Origin of the sequence: Streptomyces poriferorum (assembly GCF_019399235.1) — a bacterium.
Taxonomy (GTDB): Bacteria; Actinomycetota; Actinomycetes; order Streptomycetales; family Streptomycetaceae; genus Streptomyces; species Streptomyces poriferorum.
Genome location: NZ_JAELVH010000030.1, coordinates 1 through 20,882, shown reverse-complemented (window position 1 = coordinate 20,882; position 20,882 = coordinate 1). Strand labels below are relative to the sequence as shown.

The following is a 20,882-nucleotide window of genomic DNA, read 5'->3' as shown; positions in this document are numbered from 1 at the left end:
CCTACGGGGCCGTGTCGAGGTTCGCCGTGGTGCGGGGTTCGCCCTCGGTCAGGGCCGCCGGTACGTCCGGCGCCGGCGCGGACCGCTTGAACATGCGGGTGGCGGTGATCTCTCCGTGCACGGTCTCGGTGCCCGGGTCCTGTTGGGGCAGTCCGGGGCGCAGATGCTCCTCGACGCTGATGTACTTCAGTCCGGCCCTCAGGTCGGCGTCATTGCGCAACCTGATCACCAGCGGGAATTCCGCCAGCGCCGTCGTATCGAAAAGGCCTGTGGTGTAGAGCAGCTGGACGCCGAGCGCATCGGAGACCGCACGCTGCAGCTCCAGCAGATACGTGGCGTTGGCGCGGCCGATGGGGTTGTCGAGGAACAGCGTCCCGGCGTGGCGGTGCTGGTGCCGGTCGCGGCCCCGGTCGTTGCTTCGCAGGGCGGCCATCGTGCAGTACAGGGCGATGGCGGCCGTGAGCAGCTGGCCACCGGAGAAGACGTCGCCCATCTGTCCGACCGGCACCCGCTCGGCGCGCAGCACCGCGTCCGGCTTGAGGATCTCGACGGCGATGCCACGGGGCTCCAGCGCCGCCTGCACGCCTCGCAGCAGCAGGGACATTCCGTCGCGTCGCAGGTCGGAGTTCTTCTTCAGCGCCGCCTTGGTGGCCTCGTCGATGACGTCGCCGAGCCGGTCGGTGAGCGTGGCCTGGTCGGGTTCCTCGAAGCGGATACGGAGGAACTCCTGGCCGGACCACTCGCCCAGGCCCTCGGGGAGCCGGGAGAGCCGCTGGGCGGAACGGAGCGTGGTCAGCGCGGAGTCCACCAGGCCGCGCAGCCGGTCGACGATGGAGTCGCGGTTGCGCTCCAGCTGGGCCAGTTCGTCGGTGAGGACCCGCAGCCGGGGCGCGAACGCCGTCGCCCACTTCTGCGCGTGCTCGGGCAGGGCCGCGGCCGGGAGTTCGCGGATCTGCTGGCGGGCCGGGGTGCGGACCTGTTCGTAGCGGGTGGCGTTGGCGTGCCGGACGAGTACGTCGCTCGCCTCCCGTACGGCCGCTTCCGCGGTGGACAGGTCGGCGGCGCAGCCGCGCAGTGAACGGCGGGCCTCCGCCGCGGACTGCCGGGCCTCCTCCAGGCTGCCGGGGTACGGCTCGGGGGTCTCGGGGTCCTCTTCGGCGCCGTGGTCCCGCAGGAGGTCGCGCAGCAGGGCCGCGGTCTCGTCGAAGCCGCCCGCCGAGTCCTCTGCGGTCCGATGGGCGTGCAGGAGCTCGGCATGGGCGGCGCGGGCGGTGTCCAGGGCGGCGGTCGCGGCGGCGAGCTCGGCCGTCGCGGTACGCAGCAGCGCCTGCGCCTGTTCGGCGTCGGCGGGCACCTGATCGCCGGCGAGTTCGGTGTGCAGGCTCTCACCGTCGGCCGGGGCCAGCCGCTCGGCCTCGCCGCGCAGCCGGCCGAGCTGCTCGCTGGCGGCGGAGGCGCGTGTTTCCAGGAGCTGGACCAGGGACTCGGCGCGGGCCGCGGCGGCCTGCCGGGAGGGCCCGTCGGCGCCGTCCGTGCTTTCCAGGAGCTGCGCGGCCCGGGTGCGGACCTTGTTGGTAAGCCGGTCGAGTTCGGCGAGCGCGGCGCTCTCGTCGCTCTCCGCGCGCGCCTGCTCGGCGCGCAGGTCGGCGCCGACGCCGACCTTCTCGTACAGCTGGGACGCGGCCCGGTAGGCCTCACGCAGGGCCGGCAGGGTGTGCCGCGGGGCGCCCGGCTCCGGCTCGGGGAGGTGTTCGGGGGCGCCGGCGATCTCGGCCCGTTCGGCGCGCAGGGCGCGGGCGGTGCGTCGGGCGTCGTCTGCCGCGCGCTGGGCGGCCCTGCGGTCCTCGTCGGCGGCGCGGGCCCGCTCCAGGCAGACGGTGGCGCGGGCCTCGGACTCCGCCGCCTCGTCGACCAGTTCGCGCAGCTTCACCTGCCAGCCCGCCCGTTCGCGGAGCCGGAAGGCGAGTCCGGCGAGTGCGTCGGCGGCGCGGCGGGCGCGCTGGGCGGCCTCCTGGCGTTCCTCCCGGACGCGGGCGGTGTCCGCCGCCGCCTCGTCTGCCTCGGCCCGCACGGTACGGGCCTCGGCGAGAGCGGCCTCGGCCGTCGCGGCGGCCGCACGGGCGGTGCGGGCGGCTTCGGCGAGTTCGGCGAGCATGCCGGGCGGGCAGTCCGCGCGCCAGGAGCCGATCCGGGCGGCGAGCGCGCGGTCACCGGTGAGGCGGGCCGCCAGCGTGCGGATGTCCTCGTCGCGGGCCGCGGTCCGGCTCCTGAGCGCCTGCCGTTCCTCGTCGGCGGCGTGCTCGTCGTGCATCGCCGGGTTCGGCGGGACGAGGAAGACCCCGTCGGCGCTCGCGGCGGCTCCGGCGGTGGGGTCCGGTACGGGAGCGAGGAGCGCGGCTGCGGTGCCCACGGCCACGGCTGAGCGCGGCAGCAGGGCGGCGGCGCCGAGCACCTCACGGGCTCGGGAGTGGGCGTCCGGGTCCGTGATGACGACGCCGTCGACGAGTTCGGGGCGGGCCGCGAGCACGGCGGCGTGGTCGGCGGGGTCGACGGCCTGGGCGAGGTAGCGCCAGCCGGGCAGTGCCGGAATGCCGTGTTCGCCGAGGTATTCGACGGTGGCGAGCACATCGGGTCCTGGCGGCAGCAGTCCGCCGTCGCCGAGCGCGCCCAGGATGCGGGAGTCGTCGGCGGCCGCGGTGCGCAGTTCGAACAGGCGTCGCTCGGCTGCGGCCACGCCTTGGTCGAGGAGGTCCCTCAGCTCCTCCGCGTTGCGGTCGAACTCGTCTGCGGTGAGGGGCTGTTCGGCCGGCCTGGGCTGTGCGGTGGCGCGGGTTCCGTGCGCGGCCGGTTCGGCCCCGTCCGCGGAGGTCCCCGGCTCGTGGCCCTCTTCGTGCCGCTGGTCGTCGGCGCCGTCCTGTGCGCCCGGCGTGCTCTGCCGGGGCCGGGGAACGCCGCCGGCGGTGGGCAGGCCCAGGAGGTCGGCGAGGCGGTGTTCGGCGGCGATGGACTCGGCGGCCCTGAGCTCGGCCTCGTAGGCCTGCTCCGCGGCACGTGCGCCGTCGGCGGCGCGGGCGGCGGCGAGTTCGGTCCGGCTCTCGTCGGCGGCGGCCTGCCGGGACCGGTCCGCGGCTGCCCCGGCCGCGTCGCGGGCGGTGTCCCAGGCGGCCACCGCGGAGTGCTCGGCGTCGTTCGCGGCGAGCGCGGCGCGGGCCGGGTCCGCGTTGGGCGCGGTGTCATCGAGCCAGCCCGCCCGGACGGCCTCGGCGGTCTCCTGCTCCACCTCGGCGAGGCGCTGGCGCAGATGGCCGGCCTCGCTGCGGGCGCGCTGGGCCTCGGTGGCGGCGGTGGTGGCGTCCCGGTGGGCGGCCTCGCCCGCGGTCTGGAGGGTGTCGGAGCGCTCCTCCTCCTCGTTGGCCACGTTCTCGCCCGCTTCGGCGGCGGTGTGGAGGGCCCGTACGAGATCGGCGGCGGCGGTGGCCCGGGCGGCCAGGGCCGGTGCGGCATCGCGCTCGGCCTCGCGGATGGCGACGGCCACCCGGGCGGAGCGGTCCGCGGCGGCGCGGTGGCGGAGCACGGCCTCGGCGGCCTGCCAGGCGGAGTGCAGGGTGCGGGCGTCGCCCAGCTCGCGGCGCTGGGCGGCGGCGCTCCTCTCGGCCGCGGTCAGCGCCAGGGAGGCGTGCCGGTAGGCGAGTTCGGCGGCGATGAGGGCACTGCGGCCGCGGGTCTCCTCGGCACCGGTGACGGTGTGGGCGGCGCCGGTGACCTGCTGGGCGAGCTCCCCGGTCCGGCCGCGCTCCAGACCGGCGCGGGCGGAGAGCCGGCGGGCCAGGGTGCGGGTGCGGCGCTCGGCACCGGCGTGGATGTCGCGGGTCCTGGCCCGCGCTTCGGCGGCCTCCACGATGCGGCCGAGCAGGTCGACGGAACCGGCGGTGAAGTCGCGCTCGGCGGTGAGTTCGGCGCGGCGGCCCAGCTTGTTGCCGAAGCCGCTGACGAGGTCGGCGAGTCCGTCGGTGTCACGGGTGTCGGTGACGGCGCGCAGCAGCAGGTCGGTGAAGTCGGAGTCCTTCTTCACCGCGAAGAGGCCGGCCGCCTCGCCCTCGTCGGCGTTCATCTCGCGCTGGTAGCGGAAGAGTTCGGGGTCCAGGCCGAGTTCGCCGAGGTGCTCGTTCCAGCGGTCGTGGATCTCTTCCCAGTGCACGTCGAGGTGCTGGTAGAACTTGCCCGCCTCGGTGAGCGCGTCGCGGAAACCCTTCATGGTGCGGCGCCTGCCGCGCGCTCCGGAGACGCCTTCGGCGGGGCGGCCGACCGAGGTGGCCTCGGCGACGGGCAGCGAGTCGAGACTGAGTCCCGGGCCGGGGCGGAAGGAGTACCAGGCCTCGGCGAACTTCCTGGGGTCGTTGGAGACCTGGCGCCCGCGCCACTCGCTGACCTTGCCGACGACCACGCATTCACCGGTCAGCGTGTGCTGCCATTCCAGCGCGACGTGTCCGCAGTCCTCCGCGAGCAGGAACTTGCGCAGGACGCCCGAGCTGGCGCCGCCCAGGGTGTTGCGGTGGCCGGGCAGCATCACCGAGAAGATCAGCTTCAGCAGGACGGACTTGCCGCCGCCGTTCTCCAGGAAGAGCACCCCGGCGGGGGCGGGCCGGCGCGGCGGACCGACCGGTTCGTCCTCGAAGAACTCCGCCTGTGCCGGTGCGGGGTGGGGCACGGGCTCACCGACGCCGCGCAGGTCGAGCACGGTGTCGGCGTAGCGCGCGCCGGCAGGCCCGATGGAGTAGAGGCGGACCCGGGACAGCTCGTACATGGCGGCGGACTCTCGTCGTTCAGGCAGCGGGAGGGTGACGTCGGTGGCGGGGCCGGTCTGTGGCCGGCCCCGGCGGGGGTGGGCCGGTCAGCTGTGGAACGGCAGGCCGGCGTCGGCCGCCAGTTCCAGGTCGTCGGGGTCGGGTGGCGGGAGCAGCGTGGCGGATCCGTCGGTGACCGGCACCACACCGAGTTCCAGGAGCTCGGCCAGGGCCGCGCTTCCCGCCATGTCGCGGACCTGGAGCTGGTAGCGGGCCGTGGTCCGGAAGGCGCCTCCGGCGTCGTCCCCGGTGCGCTGGAGGAAGCCGGAGTCGGTGAGGAAGGCCACGGCCTTGCCGACGATGCCGGTGGTGGATCCGGCCAGCCGCCGTGCGTCCTTCGTCGCTCCGGTGGCGCTGCGCCGGGAGTAGACGCGCCAGCCCGCCTCCAGACCGGGGGCGTCACTGGCCGGGTCGGTGTTGTCGCCGTGTTCGTCCGCGCGCTCCTCCAGGCGGTGGCACGCCTGACGTACGAAGGCGTCGACGCCGTTGACGGTGATCCGGCCGATGTACGCGTCGTCGGCGAGGTCCTCGGGCCGCGGGAAGGCCATGGCGGCGACGGCGAGGTGCGCGAGGCCGTGGAGGAAGCGGTCGGCGGAGTCCGAGGAGGCCCGCCGGGCGTAGTCGCCCATGCGCACGGCGAAGACCGAGTCCTCGCCCGCCGTGACGGCCATCCCGGCCCTGGTGGACACCTCCAGCACGACGAGGCCGAGGCCGGTGGCCACGGCGTCGGCGAGCCGGGCGAAGGCGGGCTCCTCCCGGTAGCGGCGGAGCAGTTCGGCATACTCGGCGTCGCGGGCGGGCAGCAGTTTCGGCTGGAGCCCGAAGGCGACGAGCCGGGAGGCGTCCGCCGCGTCCGCCGGGGTGACCGCGGCAGGGGCGGCGGGTGCCGCCGGGCGCTCGGCGGGGTACCCGGACGCCGACCGGTCGGCCGGGTGTGCGGCGGTCGGGTGCACGGCCGGGTCGCTCCACGCGTCGGTGTGCTCTGCGCGGTGGTCGCTCACGACGGTCGCTCCTCGTTGCGGAAGGTCTTCGGTACGGGGTGGCCTGCCCGGGCACGTGCGGCTGTGGCGCCGGTTCTGGCGGGGGCGGTTCTCGAAGGGCCGGTTCTCGCGCGGGCGGCCGCCGTGCGAAGCGTCCTCATGTCGCCTCCGAGCGGTCCGCCGCCATGCCCACGGCGTCCAGCAGGGCCATGCCCACGATCAGGTCGGCGCCGCCGAACTCGGGGTCGTCGAGCTGGGTGCCGTCGTCGACGGAGAACAGCAGGCGGCGCTCACCCTGGCGGTAGGCGGTGCCGACCGGAGGGCTGGCGGCGTGCACCGCGAGCAGGGCGACCAGGTAGGGCAGTTCCGCGTCGCGCCGCCGGGCCTCGGCCAGGAGACCGGAGAGGCGGCGCGGGGCGTCGTGCTCCAGGTCGAGCAGTTCCATGGCCGACGCCAGCTGCTCCTCGCTGAACCGGCTGTCGTCCGGGGTGGCGATCAGATCGGGTTCGGGCATCTGGGCGCCCAGGTGTTCCCGTTCGAGCGGCGGGGTGAGCAGCATGTCGACCAGGTCGCCCATCCGCACCGAGGTGGGCGTGCGCAGGCCCGTCCCCCGGGCGAAGAACGCGTCGGTGGCCCGGATCCCCTGCTCGACGGGGAGCGGCAGCAGCGGGGCCAGGAGCTGGCCGTAGAGGTCGAGGCCGGTGCGGGCGGCCGGTGCGGCGAAGGCCTGACGGTCCTGCTCGGCGCGGAACAGCGGTCCGGCCTCCAGGAGGCGGGACTGGAGCTGGGTGTGGCGGCGGATGCAGTCCTTGACGATGTCGACGAGCTCGGCGGCGCGCCTCTTGTGCTCGGGTTCCTCGGCCTCGTCCCGGGCCTTGCGGATGTTGGTGAGGATGGCGTTCTCGTGGCGGTAGCGGTCGGCGACGTGGTCGAGTGCCTCGGCGATCATGTCGGGCACGGCGTTGAGCCAGTCGACCGCGCGGACGTTGCGCCGGGTCGCGTCGAGCGTCTTGCGGAGCGTCTCCGCGTACTGCACGGTCCGGTAGCGGGCCTGCTCGGCGGCGAGCTGGGCGTCGGCGAGGCGGCCCCGGCTGATCAGGACCTCCAGTTTCACCTCGGCGGCGATCTGGGCGCTGGTGACGTCCGTGTCGAGCGCGCCGACCAGGACGTTGACCGCTTCGTCGGTGGCCCGCAGGTAGACGCTGCCGCCGTATCCGGGGACCTCCTCGATCAGCTTGAAGTCGTAGTCCCGGCGGACGTAGACGCCGTCCGGTCCGAAGGTGCCGTAGACCGCCCGGAAGCCGCGGTCCACACTGCCGACGTTGATCAGGTTCTCCAGCACCCAGCGGGCGACCCGTTCGTGCTCGGCGACGGGGCGGCCCGGGGCCTGGGCGGCGACGCGGGGCAGCAGTCTGGCCACTATCTGGTCGTGGTCGGCCCCGGTGTCGAAGTCCATGTTGAGGGTGACGTGGTCGATGGCCGCGAGGGCGACCTCGGCCATCGCGTACACGGTGTACTCACCGGCGAGGTTCGCCTTGCGCACGTCGAGGTCGTGCAGCGGCGCCGTGCAGGCGAGCGCGCGCAGCCGTCGCGAGAGCCCCTCGTCGGCGGCCGGGCCCGGTGCGGGCCGCGGCCCCGCGCTGAGCTGGGGCGCAGCGTTTTCCGTGTAGGCAGGCGAAGTCACGCTGCACAGATTAGGTCCTCGGACTGACAACGGTCGAAACGGCGCAGAAGCGGCCGCTTGCCCCGAGTCGGTCATGCCCCGCCGCGGGCGTCTCCAGGGCTCCGGTCGCCGGTCGTGTCCGGCGCTCCGTATCCGCCTTCGCACCGGCCTCCGGGGCCCCGGTCACCGGTCGTGTCCGAGGCTCCGTACCCACCGCCACGCGGCCCTCCAACGCCCCGGTCACCGGTCGTGTCCGGCGCTCCGTACCCACCGCCGCCCGGGGTGCGCAGGACCAGTACGTCCCCGGCGTCCAACTCGGCGGTGTCGCAGCCCTTCAGCGGAGTGCGGCCGCCGTCGGCGCGTTCGACGTGCTGGCTGCCCAGGGCGCCCGGGGCGCCACCCGCCATGCCGTACGGCGGGACGCGGCGGTGCCCGGTGAGCAGGGCCACCGTGACGGGTTCGAGGAATCGGATCCGGCGTTCCACGCCGCATCCGCCGTGCCGGCGGCCCGCTCCCCCGCTCGCCTCGCGCACCCGGAAGCTCTCGAGCAGTACCGGATAGCGCCATTCGAGGATCTCCGGATCGGTGAGCCGCGAATTGGTCATGTGCGTCTGCACGGCGTCGGTGCCGTCGAAGTCCTCCCCCGCGCCCGAGCCGCTCGCCACGGTCTCGTAGTACTGCACCCGTTCGTTGCCGAACGTGAGGTTGTTCATGGTGCCCGAGCCCTCGGCCTGGATGCCCAGCGCGGCGTACAGCGCTCCCGTGACGGCCTGCGAGGTCTCCACGTTCCCGGCGACCGTGGCCGCGGGGTAAACGGGTGCCAGCATCGAGCCTTCCGGAACCCTGATGTCCACGGGCGTGAGGCAGCCGCTGTTGAGCGGGATGTCGTCGGCCACCAGGGTCCGGAACACGTACAGCACGGCGGCCATGACCACCGACTTCGGCGCGTTGAAGTTGCCCGGCTGCTGCGGGGAGGTGCCGGTGAAGTCGACGAGCGCGCTGCGGGCCTCCCGGTCCACGGTCAGCGTCACCTCGATCACGGCCCCGTTGTCGGTCTCGTACCGGTAGTGGCCGTCGTGGAGCCCGGCGATGATGCGGCGCACGGACTCCTCGGCGTTGTCCTGCACATGGCCCATGTAGGCATCGACGACGTCGGGGCCGAACTGCTCGACCATGCGGCGCAGTTCGGCGATGCCCTTCTCGTTGGCGGCGATCTGGGCGCGCAGGTCGGCGAGGTTGGTGTCCGGGGCGCGGGAGGGGTACGCGGCGGAGCCGAGCAGCTCGCGGGTCGCGGCCTCGCGGAACGTGCCGTCGCGTACCAGGAGCCAGTTGTCGAAGAGCACGCCCTCCTCGTCGACGGTGCGGCTGAAGGCCGGCATGGAGCCGGGCGTGATGCCGCCGATCTCGGCGTGGTGACCGCGCGAGGCCACCAGGAACCTCAGCGCGTCAGGGACGCCGTCCCGCTCGTCGAACACCGGCGTCACGACGGTCACGTCGGGCAGATGTGTGCCGCCGTGGTACGGATCGTTGATGGCGTACACGTCGCCGGGCCGCATCGTGCCGTGGTTGCGGCTCAGCACTTCCCTGATGGACTCCCCCATGGAGCCGAGGTGCACCGGGATGTGCGGTGCGTTGGCGATCAGGTTGCCGTCCGCGTCGAAGAGGGCGCAGGAGAAGTCGAGCCGCTCCTTGATGTTGACGGAGTGGGCGGTGTTCTCCAGGCGCACGCCCATCTGCTCGGCGATGGACATGAAGAGGTTGTTGAAGACCTCCAGCATGACCGGGTCGACCCGGGTGCCGACGGCCTGTTTCGCGGGGCGCGGGCGTGCGCGGGTCAGGATCAGATGGCCGGAGGGGGCGAGGGCGGCCTGCCAGCCGGGGTCGACGACGGTGGTCGCGCCGTCCTCGGCGATGACGGCCGGGCCTGCCACGGTGTCCGTGGTCCGCAGGTCCGCCCGGCGGTGAAGGGGGGCATCCTGCCAGCTGTCCCCGGCGAACATCCGTGCGGTGTCGTGGGGTTGCGGAGCGGTGGCCCCGCCGCGCTCCGGTCCGGACGGTCGCGGTGCGGCATGCTCCCCCGCCGCACCGGTCGCCTCGACGGAGACCGCCTCGACGACCAGCGGCCGGTCCATCGTGAAGCCGTAGCGTAGGCGGTGCTCGTCCGTGAACGCCTCGGTCATCGCTGCCACCGTGTCCAGGTCCACGGAGAGGCTCGCGTCCGTGCCCTCGTACCGCAGGAGTACGTGTGCCCGGGTGCCGATGTCGCGGTCGGGGACGCCGTCGGCGCGCAGTTCGGCCCGGGTTCGGGCGGCCAGCGCGTCGCAGACCTGGCCCAGACGGTCCCGGGCGGAGGGGTCGAGCGGCGCCTCGACGGACTCCTCGCGCATCGCCGTCGCATCGGCCAGCCCGATGCCGTAGGCGGACAGCAGCCCGGCCAGCGGGGGTACGAGGACCGTGTCGATGCCGAGAGCGTCGGCGACGGCGCAGACGTGCTGGCCGCCGGCGCCGCCGAAGCCGGTGAGGGCGTACCGGGTGATGTCGTGCCCGCGCTGCACGGAGATCTTCTTGACCGCGTTCGCCATGTTGAGCACGGCGATCTCCAGGAACCCGGCAGCGGTCCCGGCAGCCGTACGGCGGGTTCCGGTGGCCCGTGCGACCTCATCGGCGAGTTCCTCGAAGCGGCTGTGCACGATGTCCGCGTCGAGGGGCAGATCGCCGTCCGGCCCGAAGACGGCGGGGAAGTGGGCCGGCCGGATCCGCCCGAGCATCACCTGCGCGTCGGTGACGGTCAGCGGACCGCCCCTGCGGTAGCAGGCCGGGCCCGGCACCGCTCCGGCCGAGTCGGGGCCGACCCGGTAGCGCCGGCCGTCGAAGTGCAGGACCGATCCGCCGCCGGCCGCGACGGTGTGGATGTTCATCATGGGGGCGCGCATCCGCACACCCGCCACCTCGGTGCCGAGTTCGCGTTCGAACTCGCCCGCGTAGTGCGAGACATCGGTGGAGGTGCCGCCCATGTCGAAGCCGACGACCCGGTCGTAACCGGCCTGCGCGGAGGTGCGGGCCATACCGACGACGCCGCCGGCCGGCCCGGAGAGGACCGCGTCCTTGCCCCGGAAGCGGGCGGCCTCGCGCAGGCCTCCGTTGGACTGCATGAACATCAGCCGGATGCCGTCGAGTTCGGCCGCGATCGTGTCGACGTACCTGCGCAGGATCGGTGAGAGGTAGGCGTCGACGACGGTGGTGTCGCCGCGCGGCACCAGTTTGATCAGCGGGCTGACCTCGTGGGAGCAGCTGATCTGGGTGAACCCCGCCGCGCGGGCCTCGGCGGCGACCGCCTTCTCGTGGTCCGGGTGGCGGTAGCCGTGCATGAGGACGACGGCCGCGCTGCTCAGTCCGTCGTCGCGCGCCTCGCGCAGCCGCTCCGCCACCGCGGCCCGGTCCAGGGGCCTGACGGTCCGCCCCTGGGCGTCTACCCGCCCGGGGACCTCGATCACCCGCTCGTACACGGCCTCCGGTAGGAGGATGTGGCGGTCGAAGAGCCGGGGCCGGTTCTGGTACGCGATGCGCAGGGCGTCGCGGAAGCCTTCGGTGATGACGAGGACGGTGGGTTCACCGCGCCGCTCCAGCAGGGCGTTGGTGGCGACGGTGGTGCCCATCTTGACGGCGGCGACGCGGTCGGCGGGGACCGGGTCGTCCGGCCCGAGGCCCAGCAGCAGCCGGATCCCTGCGACGGCGGCGTCCCGGTAGCGGTCCGGGTCGTGCGAGAGGAGCTTGCGGGTGACCAGCCGTCCGTCGGGGTCCCGGCCCACCACATCGGTGAACGTACCGCCTCGGTCGATCCAGAACTCCCAGCGTCCGGTCATCCCTCCATAGTGGCGCGCGGCCCTTCGGGAGGCACGCAGGACGCGAGGAGGTCCGGTCCGGGGTTCTGCGGAGCGGCGCGCCCCCGACGCGCTGCGCTCCTTCGGTTTCCCGGTCGTGCGGGCTCCGGCTGCGGTTCCGTCGCGGTCAGACCGCCGGTGCGTCCGGCCCGATCCTGCTGCGTACGGCCGACTGGACCTCGGCCTCCTCGGCCGGATCGGCGGCCAGCCTGCGCAGGCGCTCGGCCACCCTGATGTCACCGGTCTCCGCATGGCGTGCGGCGACCTCGCGGGTCGTCTCCTCGCAGTCCCACAGGCATTCGACGGCGAAGCCGGTGGCGAAGGAAGGGTCGGTGGCGGCGAGGGCTTGGGCGGCCCTGCCCCGCAGGTGGGAGGAGGACGTCTCGCGGTAGACGTGACGCAGTACGGGCGCGGCGCAGGCGATGCCGAGCCGGCCGGCACCGTCGACCAGGGTCCACAGGCGGGGTGCGTCCGGTCCTTCGCCCCGTACGGCGTCCCGCAGGGCGCCGAGGACGAGCGGGGCGTCCTGTGCGCCGCCGCGGCAGGCCAGCACACCGGCCGCCGAGGCGCCGAGCGCGTCGGGCCGCTGGGCCCAGCGGCGTGCGCGCTCCACGGCCGCCTCGCCGCACATCCGCTCGAAGGCGGCGACGGCCGCTTCGGCGACGGTCGGTGACGCGCCGAGCGTCGCGGCCTCGATCAGGTCGAGGACGACCGGGTCGCGGACCTCGGCGGCGAGGTAGTGCAGCGCGGCGCAGCGGGCGCCGTCAAAACCGCTGCGGGCGGCCTCGACGATCACGGGCCGGTCCTCGGGCCCCGCCACCGCGGAGAGGCAGCGGGCGGCCGGTACGTGCAGGACGCTGCCCCGGTCGAGCCCTTCCTGGGCCCAGTCGAAGACAGCCTGTACGCCCCAGCCGGGGCCCGGACCGCCCGGCCGCATCTGCCGCTGCCAGCGGTCGAAGGAGCCCTGTTCGGAGGCCGCCCTCACCCGGGCGCCCACCGATGGGCGCGGATCGTCGGCCCAGAGCCGCCAGGGACGGGGCTCGTAGGCGTCCCGCACGGTGGTGGCGAGCTCGGCACGGCCCTCGGCGTTCTCCGGGAAGCGGGCGAGCACGGGCACGGCGAGGGACCGCAGCCCTGCGTCGTCGTCACGCAGCGCAAGCTCGTCCAGGGCCCAGGCCCAGTTGGAGCCCGTCGCGGCGTAGCGCCGCAGCAGAGCCAAGGCGTCGTCGCGGCCGTACGAGGCGAGGTGGCCGAGGACCGCCAGGGCGAGGCCGGTCCGCGAGTCGTCCGTGTCGAGGTGGTCGTCGGCGTCGCAGAGGTGCCGTTCGATCTCCTCGATCCCGCCGTCGAGGTCGAGATACAGGCGTGCGTAGTAGAGGGAGCGGTTCTCCACCTGCCAGTCGTGACGCGGGTCGCTCAGGACGCAGTGGTTGAGAGCCGCCAGGGCCTCGGGGCGTGGTGCGGCGAGTGCGTGGAGCGTGCCGTCGCCGCGGCCCCTCTGCAGCAGGCCGAGCAGGGTGCCGCTCGGCGCTATGAACGGATCAAACATGGGAAAAGCCTCACATCAAGCTGTCGACGCAACCGGGACTGTGCAGTTCCATGTGGACGAAACGCCCCCTAGACCGCGCAGCAACATGATCGGCCGACCGCCGTCTTCTGCCTGGTGCAGACCATCTTCCCTGCCTCTCGTCGGTGGCCCGAATCGGGCCCGCGACGTCATGATGACCCAGCCATTTCGCCACCGCGACCACATTTACGGCGAAGCCCCTTCAGCGGGCGCCGAAGAGTTCCAGCAGGTCGGCCTTGCCGAACATGCGCGCCGTGTCCAGTGCGGAGGGTGTTCCGGCCGCCGGATCGGCTCCCGCGTCGAGCAGGGCCTTGACAACCGCGTCCTCGCCCTTGAAGACGGCTCCGGCGAGCGGTGTCTGCCCTCGGTCGTTGGCGCGGTCCGGGTCGGCGCCGCGGCCGGCCAGGGCGACGACCGCCGGGGCGTGCCCGTGGTAGGCCGCGAGCATCAGCAGCGAGTCGCCCCGGTCGTTGGTGAGGTTGGCCGGGACGCCGGCGTCGACGTAGGCCGCGAGGGCGTCGGCGTCGCCGTGGCGTGCCAGGTCGAAGACCTTGGCCGCCAGCTCGACCACCTCGGGATCAGGGGTTTCGCTCATCGGGGGACCGCCTTCCTATAACCGTTTGCGCTGATGCCGGCCTGCCGGGGCGTGTGCCGCGTGGGCCGTACGAGTGAATCGACAGGGTACTGCCCGGGGGCGCACATGCCCGGGCCCACCCATGGCAAAAGATCACGTCGAGTGACGACGAGGAGAGGCCCGGCCCCGAAATCCCGTCTGGCGACGCCCTCTTGTACGCCAGTCAAGTGAAAAAACAGACTTTTCACCCAATTGCAGCTTTTATCATATAGATACTTCCGGTGAGCTTGGAAGGACTCATGGTGACTGTCCCCCCAACCAGGAGAACCACTCATGATCCTTTCCATGTCAGGCGTCGTCATCCTCGGCATCATCGTCTTCCTGTTCTTCAGGAAGGACGGCCTCAAGGCGTCACACGCCCTCGTCACCGCCCTGTTCGGCTTCTACCTGGCCGGCACCGCCATCGCACCGAGCATCACCGCGGGCGGAGCGAGCCTCGCCGGTCTCTTGGGCGGGATCAAGTTCTGACCTTCCGCTACCGCTCCCACCCCCTTCAGGAGACCGACGTGGCCCGGCGACCACTCCCCCGCATTCTGAGCAGCGGCAGCGCTTCGATCACTCGCAGTCGAGAGTTCGCGCGCACGGCCGCCGACAGCGCCACCGACGTGCTCCATCCGCTGATCATGATCACTCGTGGTCTGCGGCTGCTGGCCGGTGCAGGACGGCAGAAGTGGGCCGCGACGCCCAAGGACCGGCGTGGTCCCACGCTGTTCCTCGTCGCGGCCTGCGTACTCGTGGTCGCGCTCATCCCGTACGGGCCGCTGCTGGCCCTCGTCACGGTGATGGGCGCCGCCGCATGGAAGGGACGGGAACGCACACCCGTCAAGACCGGCCCGGACGAGGCGGAGACCGGGCGTCTGCAGGCTCTGTACGAGGCCCTCGTGCCGTACTTCTCGACGGCCGACGACCCCAGTCCGCTGTTCACCCACGGCGGCGACTGGGACAAGGTCTTCAGCGGATACGAGTTCGACGGCAACGGCCGGGTCAGCAGTCTCCGTGTGACGTACCCCGCCTACTTCACCGACAGCGAGGCCACCTCCCGCGCCCGGATCGAGCAGCTGCTGCACGCCAAGTCGGGCCGCGGCCGGGAGTACCTCTTCAGCTGGGACGAGGAGGGCAACCAGCTCCTCATGAACGTGCTCGACGCCCTGCCCACCACCCTCACCGCCCAGCGCTTCGTCACCGCCCCCGGCGAGACGGTCCTCGGGTTCACCGACGACGACGCGGTACAGCGCACCGTGCCGGTGAGCGACGGCGACGAGACCCGAGACGCGCCCGGCGTCGTCTGGCGGACCGGCGCACGCTCCACCGAACCGCATCTGCTGATCGCCGGACAGCCCGGCAGCGGCACCACCACACTCCTGCGCTCCATCGCTCTCCAGGCGCTCCAGCAGGGCGACATCCTGATCGTCGAAGGCAGCGGCACCGGCGAGTACGCGTGCTTCACCGGCCGCGAGGGCGTCCTGGCCGTCGAATGCGGACTGGCCGGGGCGCTGTCCACCCTGGAATGGGCGGCCAGCGAGACGGAGCGCCGGCTGATCGAGGCCAACCGGGCCCGGCAGTCCGGTCAGGCCGCGCCCGAGGACATCAGGCGCCCGCTCTGGATCCTGCTGGACCGGCCGAGCGTGCTCGGCCACCTCGCCGCCGCGGACGGCGGCCCCGATCCGCAGGAGCTGCTGCAGGTGCCCCTGCGCCACGGCAGGGCCGCCAACGTCACTGTGGTGATGACCGAGCAGTTCGACAGCCTGGACGGCCTGAGCGACACCGTCCGGTCCCACACCAGGGCCCGGGTCGTGCTCGGCCAGTGCTCGCCCGGCCAGATCGAGTCCGTCCTCGGTCTGGAGCCGCACACCACTCCCACTCCGGACGTCCCGCCCGGCCGTGGGTACGCACGGCTCGGCACCGGCCGGGTGCTGCGCATCCAGGTGCCCGCCACTCCCGATCCGTACGACGACGCGACGAGCGAGGCGCAGCGCCAGGCGGTGCTCGACCTGCTCCCCGAGCGGCGCACCGCCGTCGAGGCGAGCAGGCCCGAACCCGTGATGGCGGACTCCGTGACGGCGTCCGTCGCCGTAGAGGGCCTGGCGCTCAGCGACTGACCCCGCATCCGGCGAGGGGCCCGCGGATGGATCCGCGGGCCCCTCGCCGTGTGCCGGGGTCAGGCGACGAACGTACGGGGCGCCTCCGCGCCCGCGCCCGCGCCCGAACCGACCAGCTGGGCGGCGGCCGCCAGCCGCTGGGCCGCCTCGTCCGCGACCGGCCCGCCGACCGTGAACGGCAGCCGTACGTAGCCCTCGAAGGCCCCGTCGACCCCGAACCGGGGCCCGGACGGCACCCGCACCCCGACCCGCTCCCCGGCCACCGCGAGCCGCGATCCGGAGAGCCCGCCGGTACGCACCCAGAGGGTCAGCCCGCCACGCGGCACGGCGAACTCCCAGTCCGGCAGCTCCCGGCGCACCGCGGCGACGAGCGCGTCACGGTTGTCCCGGGCCTGCTCCCGGCGGATCTGCACGGCCTCTTCCCAGCCGCCGGTACGCATCAGCCAGTTGACGGCGAGCTGTTCGAGTACCGGCGTCCCCATGTCGGCGTAGGCGCGGGCGGCCACCAGGCTGCGGATCACGTCGGGGGCGGCTCGGACCCAGCCGATGCGCATGCCCGCCCAGAAGGCCTTGCTGGCCGATCCGACCGTGAGGACGGTGCTGCCGGCGGGGTCGAAGGCGCAGACCCGGCGCGGCATGTCCACGTCGTCGTCCAGATACAGCTCGTGCATCGTCTCGTCGACCACCAGGACCGTGCCGGCCGAACGCGCGGCGTCCACCAGCGCGCGCCGGCGGTCCTCGTCGGCCAGGGCGCCGGTGGGGTTGTGGAAGTCCGCGACGACGTACGCGAGCCGAGGCGCCGCGTCCCTCAGCACCTGGCGCCACCGGTTCATGTCCCAGCCGCCGAGCCCCTCCTCCATGGCCACCGGCACGAGGCGGGCACCCGCCTCCCGCATCAGCTGGAGGATGTTGGCATAGCTCGGGGACTCCACCGCGATCCGTTCGCCGCGGCCGGCGAAGAGGTGGCAGATCGCATCGATCGCGCCCATCGCCCCGGTCGTGACCATGATCTGTTCGGGCATCGTCGGGATGCCGCTCGCGGTGTAGCGGTCGGCGATCATCTGCCGCAGCGCGGGCAGACCGGCCGGGTAGTCGCCGTGGGTGTGGGCGTAGGGGGTCAGTTCCTCCAGGGCGCCCTGGACGGCCCGGGTGAGCCATGGCTCGGGGGCGGGCAGCGAGGCGCAGCCCAGGTCGATCATCGATCCGAGCGCCTCGGGCGGCAGCGGTTCCAGTCCGCGGGCGGGCAGCGGGTTGCCCGCGGGGACCGCCGTCCAGCTGCCGGCCCCGCGCCTGGACTCCAGGAAGCCCTCGGCCCGCAGCGCCTCGTAGGCTGCGGCGACCGTCGTGCGGCTGACGGAGAGGGCCAGCGCGAGTTCGCGCTCGGCGGGGAGGCGGGCGGCGACGGGGACCCGGCCTTCGAGGACGAGCAGCCGGATGCCGTCGGCGAGTGCACGGTAGGCGGGCGGCCTGCGGGTGCCGGGGCCGGCGGGCCGGGGCTGCTGGGCGTGGAGTTGCCGGGCAAGCTGTGCCGCGCCGACGGCCGAAGTCCACTGCGCCATGAGAATCAGTCCACCTTCCTCGGATTGGCCATAGTTGGCAGCCAATCCCCTGCCACAGAGTGACATGCAGCAGGCCACCACCACCACACCAGGGGGCACCACTTGTCCATCACCGCCGTTCCGCGCGGGACTCACCTCACCCGGCGGCTGATCCAGCTCTACGCGGGCCTGGCGCTGTACGGGGCGAGCTCGGCACTGCTGGTCGTCGCCGGACTCGGCCTGGAGCCCTGGGGGGTGCTTCACCAGGGGCTCGCGGAGCACACCGGGATCAGCATCGGAGCCGTCTCGATCATCATCGGGGCGATCGTGCTGCTGCTCTGGATCCCGCTCCGGCAGCGGCCGGGCCTGGGCACCGTGTCGAACGTCTTCGCCGTCGGTCTCGCGATGGACGGCACGCTCGCCCTCGTCCCCGAGGTGCACGGGCTCGTGGCGCGGGCCGGGGTGATGGTGGCGGGGATCGTCCTCAACGGTGTGGCGACCGGCCTCTACATCGCCGCCCGGTTCGGTCCCGGACCGCGCGACGGGCTGATGACCGGGCTGCACCGGCGGACCGGCCGGTCGATCCGGTTCGTCCGCACGGCGATCGAGATCGCGGTGGTGGTCACCGGGTTCCTGCTCGGCGGCTCCCTCGGCGCGGGAACGGTCCTGTACGCGCTGGCCATCGGCCCGCTCGCCCAGTTCTTCCTGCGCTTCTTCACGAGCACGGACAACGGTGGCACCACGGTCCCCGCCCGGACATCCGGGCAGGCCATACTGCCGCAGTGACTTCCGTACGCCACCCCTACCTGGACCACCCCGCCCCTCTCGCGTTCGCCCACCGGGGCGGGGCGGCGGACGGGATCGAGAACACGGCGGCCGCGTTCCGCCGGGCCGCCGACGCCGGGTACCGGTACTTCGAGACCGATGTGCACGCCTCGGCGGACGGCCGGCTGGTCGCCTTCCACGACCCCACGCTGGACCGGGTCACGGACTCCCGGGGCCGGATCGCGGAGCTGCCGTGGAGCGAGATACGGCGGGCCCGGGTGGCCGGGCGGGAGCCGCTGCCACTGTTCGAGGAGCTGCTGGAGGCGTTCCCGGAGGGCCGCTGGAACGTGGACATCAAGGCCGGGCCGGCCCTCGTGCCGCTCGTGGAGCTGATCCGCCGGACGGACTCCTGGGACCGGGTGTGCGTCGGCTCCTTCTCCGAGGCCCGGGTGGCCAGGGCATACCGGCTCGCGGGCCCGCGGCTCGCCACGTCCTACGGTGTTCGGGGCGTCCTGGGGCTGCGGCTGCGCTCGTACGGAATCCCGGCGGCCCTGCGCGCCGGTGCGGTCTGCGCACAGGTTCCGGAGAGTCAGGGCGGTGTCCGGGTCGTCGACCGGCGCTTCGTTCGGGAGGCGCACGCGCGCGGACTCCAGGTGCACGTGTGGACGGTCAACGAACCGGAGCGGATGACCGCGCTCCTGGACCTCGGGGTGGATGGCATCATGACCGATCACATCGAGACGCTGCGTACGGTGCTGAGCGAGCGGGGGGCCTGGGCCTGACGCGGGCCGGCGACGTCTTCACGGGGAGAGACGAGGGGTGCGCATGAGCGCCGAGACCGCGGACACCGCCGAGCCGGCGGACGGGACGGCCGGGCCGGACGTCTCCGGCGAGCGGCGCCGTGAGCAGCGTGGCTGGTACTTCTACGACTTCGCCTGCTCGGTCTACTCGACGAGCGTCCTCACGGTGTTCCTCGGGCCGTATCTGACGTCGGTCGCCAAGGCCGCCGCCGACGCCGAGGGGTACGTCCATCCGCTCGGGGTGCCGGTCCGGGCCGGGTCGCTGTTCGCGTACGCGGTCTCGGCCTCCCTCGTCGTCGCGGTGGTCCTGATGCCGATCGTGGGTGCGGCGGCGGACCGTACGGGCCGCAAGAAGCCGCTGCTCGCGGCGGCGGCGTACACGGGTGCGACCGCGACGGCCGCGATGTTCTTCCTGGACGGGGACCGCTATCTGCTCGGTGTCCTCCTGCTCATCGTGGCCAACGCCTCGATCTCCGTGTCGATGGTGCTCTACAACGCCTATCTGCCGCAGATCGCGGAGCCCGACGAACGCGACGCGGTGTCCTCCCGCGGCTGGGCGTTCGGCTACACGTCGGGGGCGCTGGTCCTCGTTCTCAACCTGGTCCTCTACACGGGCCACGACTCCTTCGGTCTCTCCGAGTCGGACGCCGTGCGGATCTGTCTCGCCTCGGCCGGTGTGTGGTGGGGCGCCTTCACCATCATTCCGCTGCGCCGTCTGCGTGACCGGAACACGAAGGGGGCCGGCGCCGAGCCCGTCGGATCCGGTTGGCGGCAGCTGAGGGCGACCCTGCGCGACATGCGCCGCCACCCGCTCACGCTCTCCTTCCTGCTGGCCTACCTCGTCTACAACGACGGCGTGCAGACCGTCATCTCCCAGGCGTCCGTGTACGGCTCCGAGGAACTGGGCCTGAGCCAGACGACGCTGATCACGGCCGTACTGCTGGTCCAGGTGCTGGCGGTCGCCGGGGCGCTCGGCATGGGACGCATGGCCCGGGTGTACGGGGCGAAGCACACGATTCTCGGGTCACTCGTGGTCTGGACGCTGATCCTCGTCGCCGGCTACTTCCTGCCCGCCGGTTCGCCGGTCTTCTTCTACGCGCTGGCCGCGGCGATCGGCCTGGTACTCGGTGGCAGCCAGGCGCTGTCCCGGTCCCTCTACTCGCATCTGGTGCCGCGCGGCAAGGAGGCGGAGTACTTCTCCGCGTACGAGATGAGCGACCGCGGGCTGAGCTGGCTGGGGCCACTGGTGTTCGGGCTCGCGTACCAGCTGACCGGCAGTTATCGGGATGCGATCATCTCGTTGGTGGTCTTCTTCGTGGTCGGTTCCGTACTGCTCGCGAGGGTGCCGGTACGGCAGGCCGTGGCGGCTGCCGGCAACCCGGTTCCCGAACGGATTTAGACGTTGAAGTGAAAGGCCGGTAGTGTACGCCTTTGGCCTGCCCGGAGGACCGTTACTGCGAGTGGAAGAATCCAAACCGTTGGGTGACAACTTCCGCCAGATGTGACAAACCGGGCACTGGCGGGTACTTCAACACTCGCAAACCTGAAAATGCAGCGGCACGACGGGCGACGCATGACCGGCAACGGGAATCTTTGCCGCCGACCGGACGTTGACCGGATGACGACGACAGCGACATTTGTCCTGTGGGCGACAAGCCCGGGAGGCACGATTCATGAGTGAGCGAGCTCTCCGCGGCACGCGACTCGTGGTTACCAGCTACGAGACGGACCGCGGCATCGATCTGGCCCCGCGCCAGGCGGTGGAGTACGCATGCCAGAACGGACATCGATTTGAGATGCCGTTCTCGGTAGAGGCGGAAATTCCGCCGGAGTGGGAGTGCAAGGCGTGTGGCGCCCAGGCACTCCTGGTGGACGGGGATGGCCCCGAGGAGAAGAAGGGCAAGCCTGCGCGCACGCACTGGGACATGCTCATGGAGCGGCGCACACGCGAGGAGCTGGAAGAGGTGCTGGCCGAGAGGCTGGCGGTTCTGCGCTCCGGCGCCATGAATATCGCCGTGCATCCGCGGGACAGCAGGAAGTCTGCTTGACCGCGTAGCACGCATAGAGACAGAGCCGCGGGCCGCGACACCTTGTGTGTCGCGGCCCGCGGC

General features: G+C 72.9%; 13 protein-coding genes. 6 read left to right on the top strand and 7 right to left on the bottom strand.

Annotated features, from left to right (window positions below):
* Position 1: 1 nt before the first annotated feature.
* The 6 genes from JGS39_RS08455 to JGS39_RS08430 form a co-directional block, all read right to left on the bottom strand.
* Positions 2-4,804: a hypothetical protein gene (locus JGS39_RS08455; RefSeq protein WP_219568136.1), complete on the bottom strand. Its 4,803-nt coding sequence runs from the start codon at positions 4,802-4,804 to the stop codon at positions 2-4.
* An 87-nt stretch (positions 4,805-4,891) separates the two neighbouring features.
* Complete coding sequence (locus JGS39_RS08450; RefSeq protein WP_219568135.1) at positions 4,892-5,845, bottom strand: hypothetical protein; 954 nt, start codon at positions 5,843-5,845, stop codon at positions 4,892-4,894.
* Between the two features lie 136 nt (positions 5,846-5,981).
* Complete coding sequence (locus JGS39_RS08445; RefSeq protein ID WP_219568134.1) at positions 5,982-7,508, bottom strand: hypothetical protein; 1,527 nt, start codon at positions 7,506-7,508, stop codon at positions 5,982-5,984.
* Between the two features lie 71 nt (positions 7,509-7,579).
* Positions 7,580-11,350 (bottom strand): hydantoinase B/oxoprolinase family protein, encoded by a 3,771-nt coding sequence (locus JGS39_RS08440; RefSeq protein ID WP_219568133.1) that lies wholly within the window; start codon positions 11,348-11,350, stop codon positions 7,580-7,582.
* 145 nt (positions 11,351-11,495) lie between these two features.
* The gene (locus tag JGS39_RS08435) at positions 11,496-12,917 is read right to left on the bottom strand and encodes a HEAT repeat domain-containing protein (protein ID WP_219568132.1); all 1,422 of its coding nucleotides are present in this window, start codon (positions 12,915-12,917) and stop codon (positions 11,496-11,498) included.
* A gap of 220 nt (positions 12,918-13,137) precedes the next feature.
* Positions 13,138-13,530: an ankyrin repeat domain-containing protein gene (locus JGS39_RS08430; protein ID WP_219568131.1), complete on the bottom strand. Its 393-nt coding sequence runs from the start codon at positions 13,528-13,530 to the stop codon at positions 13,138-13,140.
* A gap of 312 nt (positions 13,531-13,842) precedes the next feature.
* On the opposite strand from JGS39_RS08430, the gene JGS39_RS08425 reads away from it, so the two are divergent.
* A complete protein-coding gene (locus tag JGS39_RS08425; RefSeq protein ID WP_018103962.1) occupies positions 13,843-14,037 on the top strand; it encodes a hypothetical protein in 195 nt (64 codons plus the stop codon).
* A 38-nt stretch (positions 14,038-14,075) separates the two neighbouring features.
* Positions 14,076-15,668: a hypothetical protein gene (locus tag JGS39_RS08420; protein WP_219568130.1), complete on the top strand. Its 1,593-nt coding sequence runs from the start codon at positions 14,076-14,078 to the stop codon at positions 15,666-15,668.
* A gap of 59 nt (positions 15,669-15,727) precedes the next feature.
* Here JGS39_RS08420 and JGS39_RS08415 read toward each other — a convergent pair whose 3' ends face one another.
* Entirely contained in the window at positions 15,728-17,227 is a 1,500-nt protein-coding gene (locus JGS39_RS08415; protein WP_219568129.1) for an SCO1417 family PLP biosynthesis transcription factor, read from the bottom strand.
* Positions 17,228-17,329: 102 nt separating this feature from the next.
* Between JGS39_RS08415 and yczE the strand changes: the two genes are divergently transcribed.
* The 4 genes from yczE (at position 17,330) to JGS39_RS08395 (ending at position 20,819) form a co-directional block, all read left to right on the top strand.
* Complete coding sequence (gene yczE / locus JGS39_RS08410; RefSeq protein ID WP_219568128.1) at positions 17,330-17,992, top strand: membrane protein YczE; 663 nt, start codon at positions 17,330-17,332, stop codon at positions 17,990-17,992.
* Entirely contained in the window at positions 17,989-18,753 is a 765-nt protein-coding gene (locus tag JGS39_RS08405; RefSeq protein WP_219568127.1) for a glycerophosphodiester phosphodiesterase family protein, read from the top strand. The genes yczE and JGS39_RS08405 overlap by 4 nt, the downstream gene beginning before the upstream one ends.
* Positions 18,754-18,796: 43 nt before the next feature.
* On the top strand, positions 18,797-20,170 hold the full coding sequence (locus JGS39_RS08400; protein ID WP_219568126.1) for an MFS transporter: 1,374 nt from the start codon (positions 18,797-18,799) through the stop codon (positions 20,168-20,170).
* Positions 20,171-20,444: 274 nt separating this feature from the next.
* A complete protein-coding gene (locus JGS39_RS08395; RefSeq protein WP_003959706.1) occupies positions 20,445-20,819 on the top strand; it encodes an RNA polymerase-binding protein RbpA in 375 nt (124 codons plus the stop codon).
* Positions 20,820-20,882: the final 63 nt, after the last annotated feature.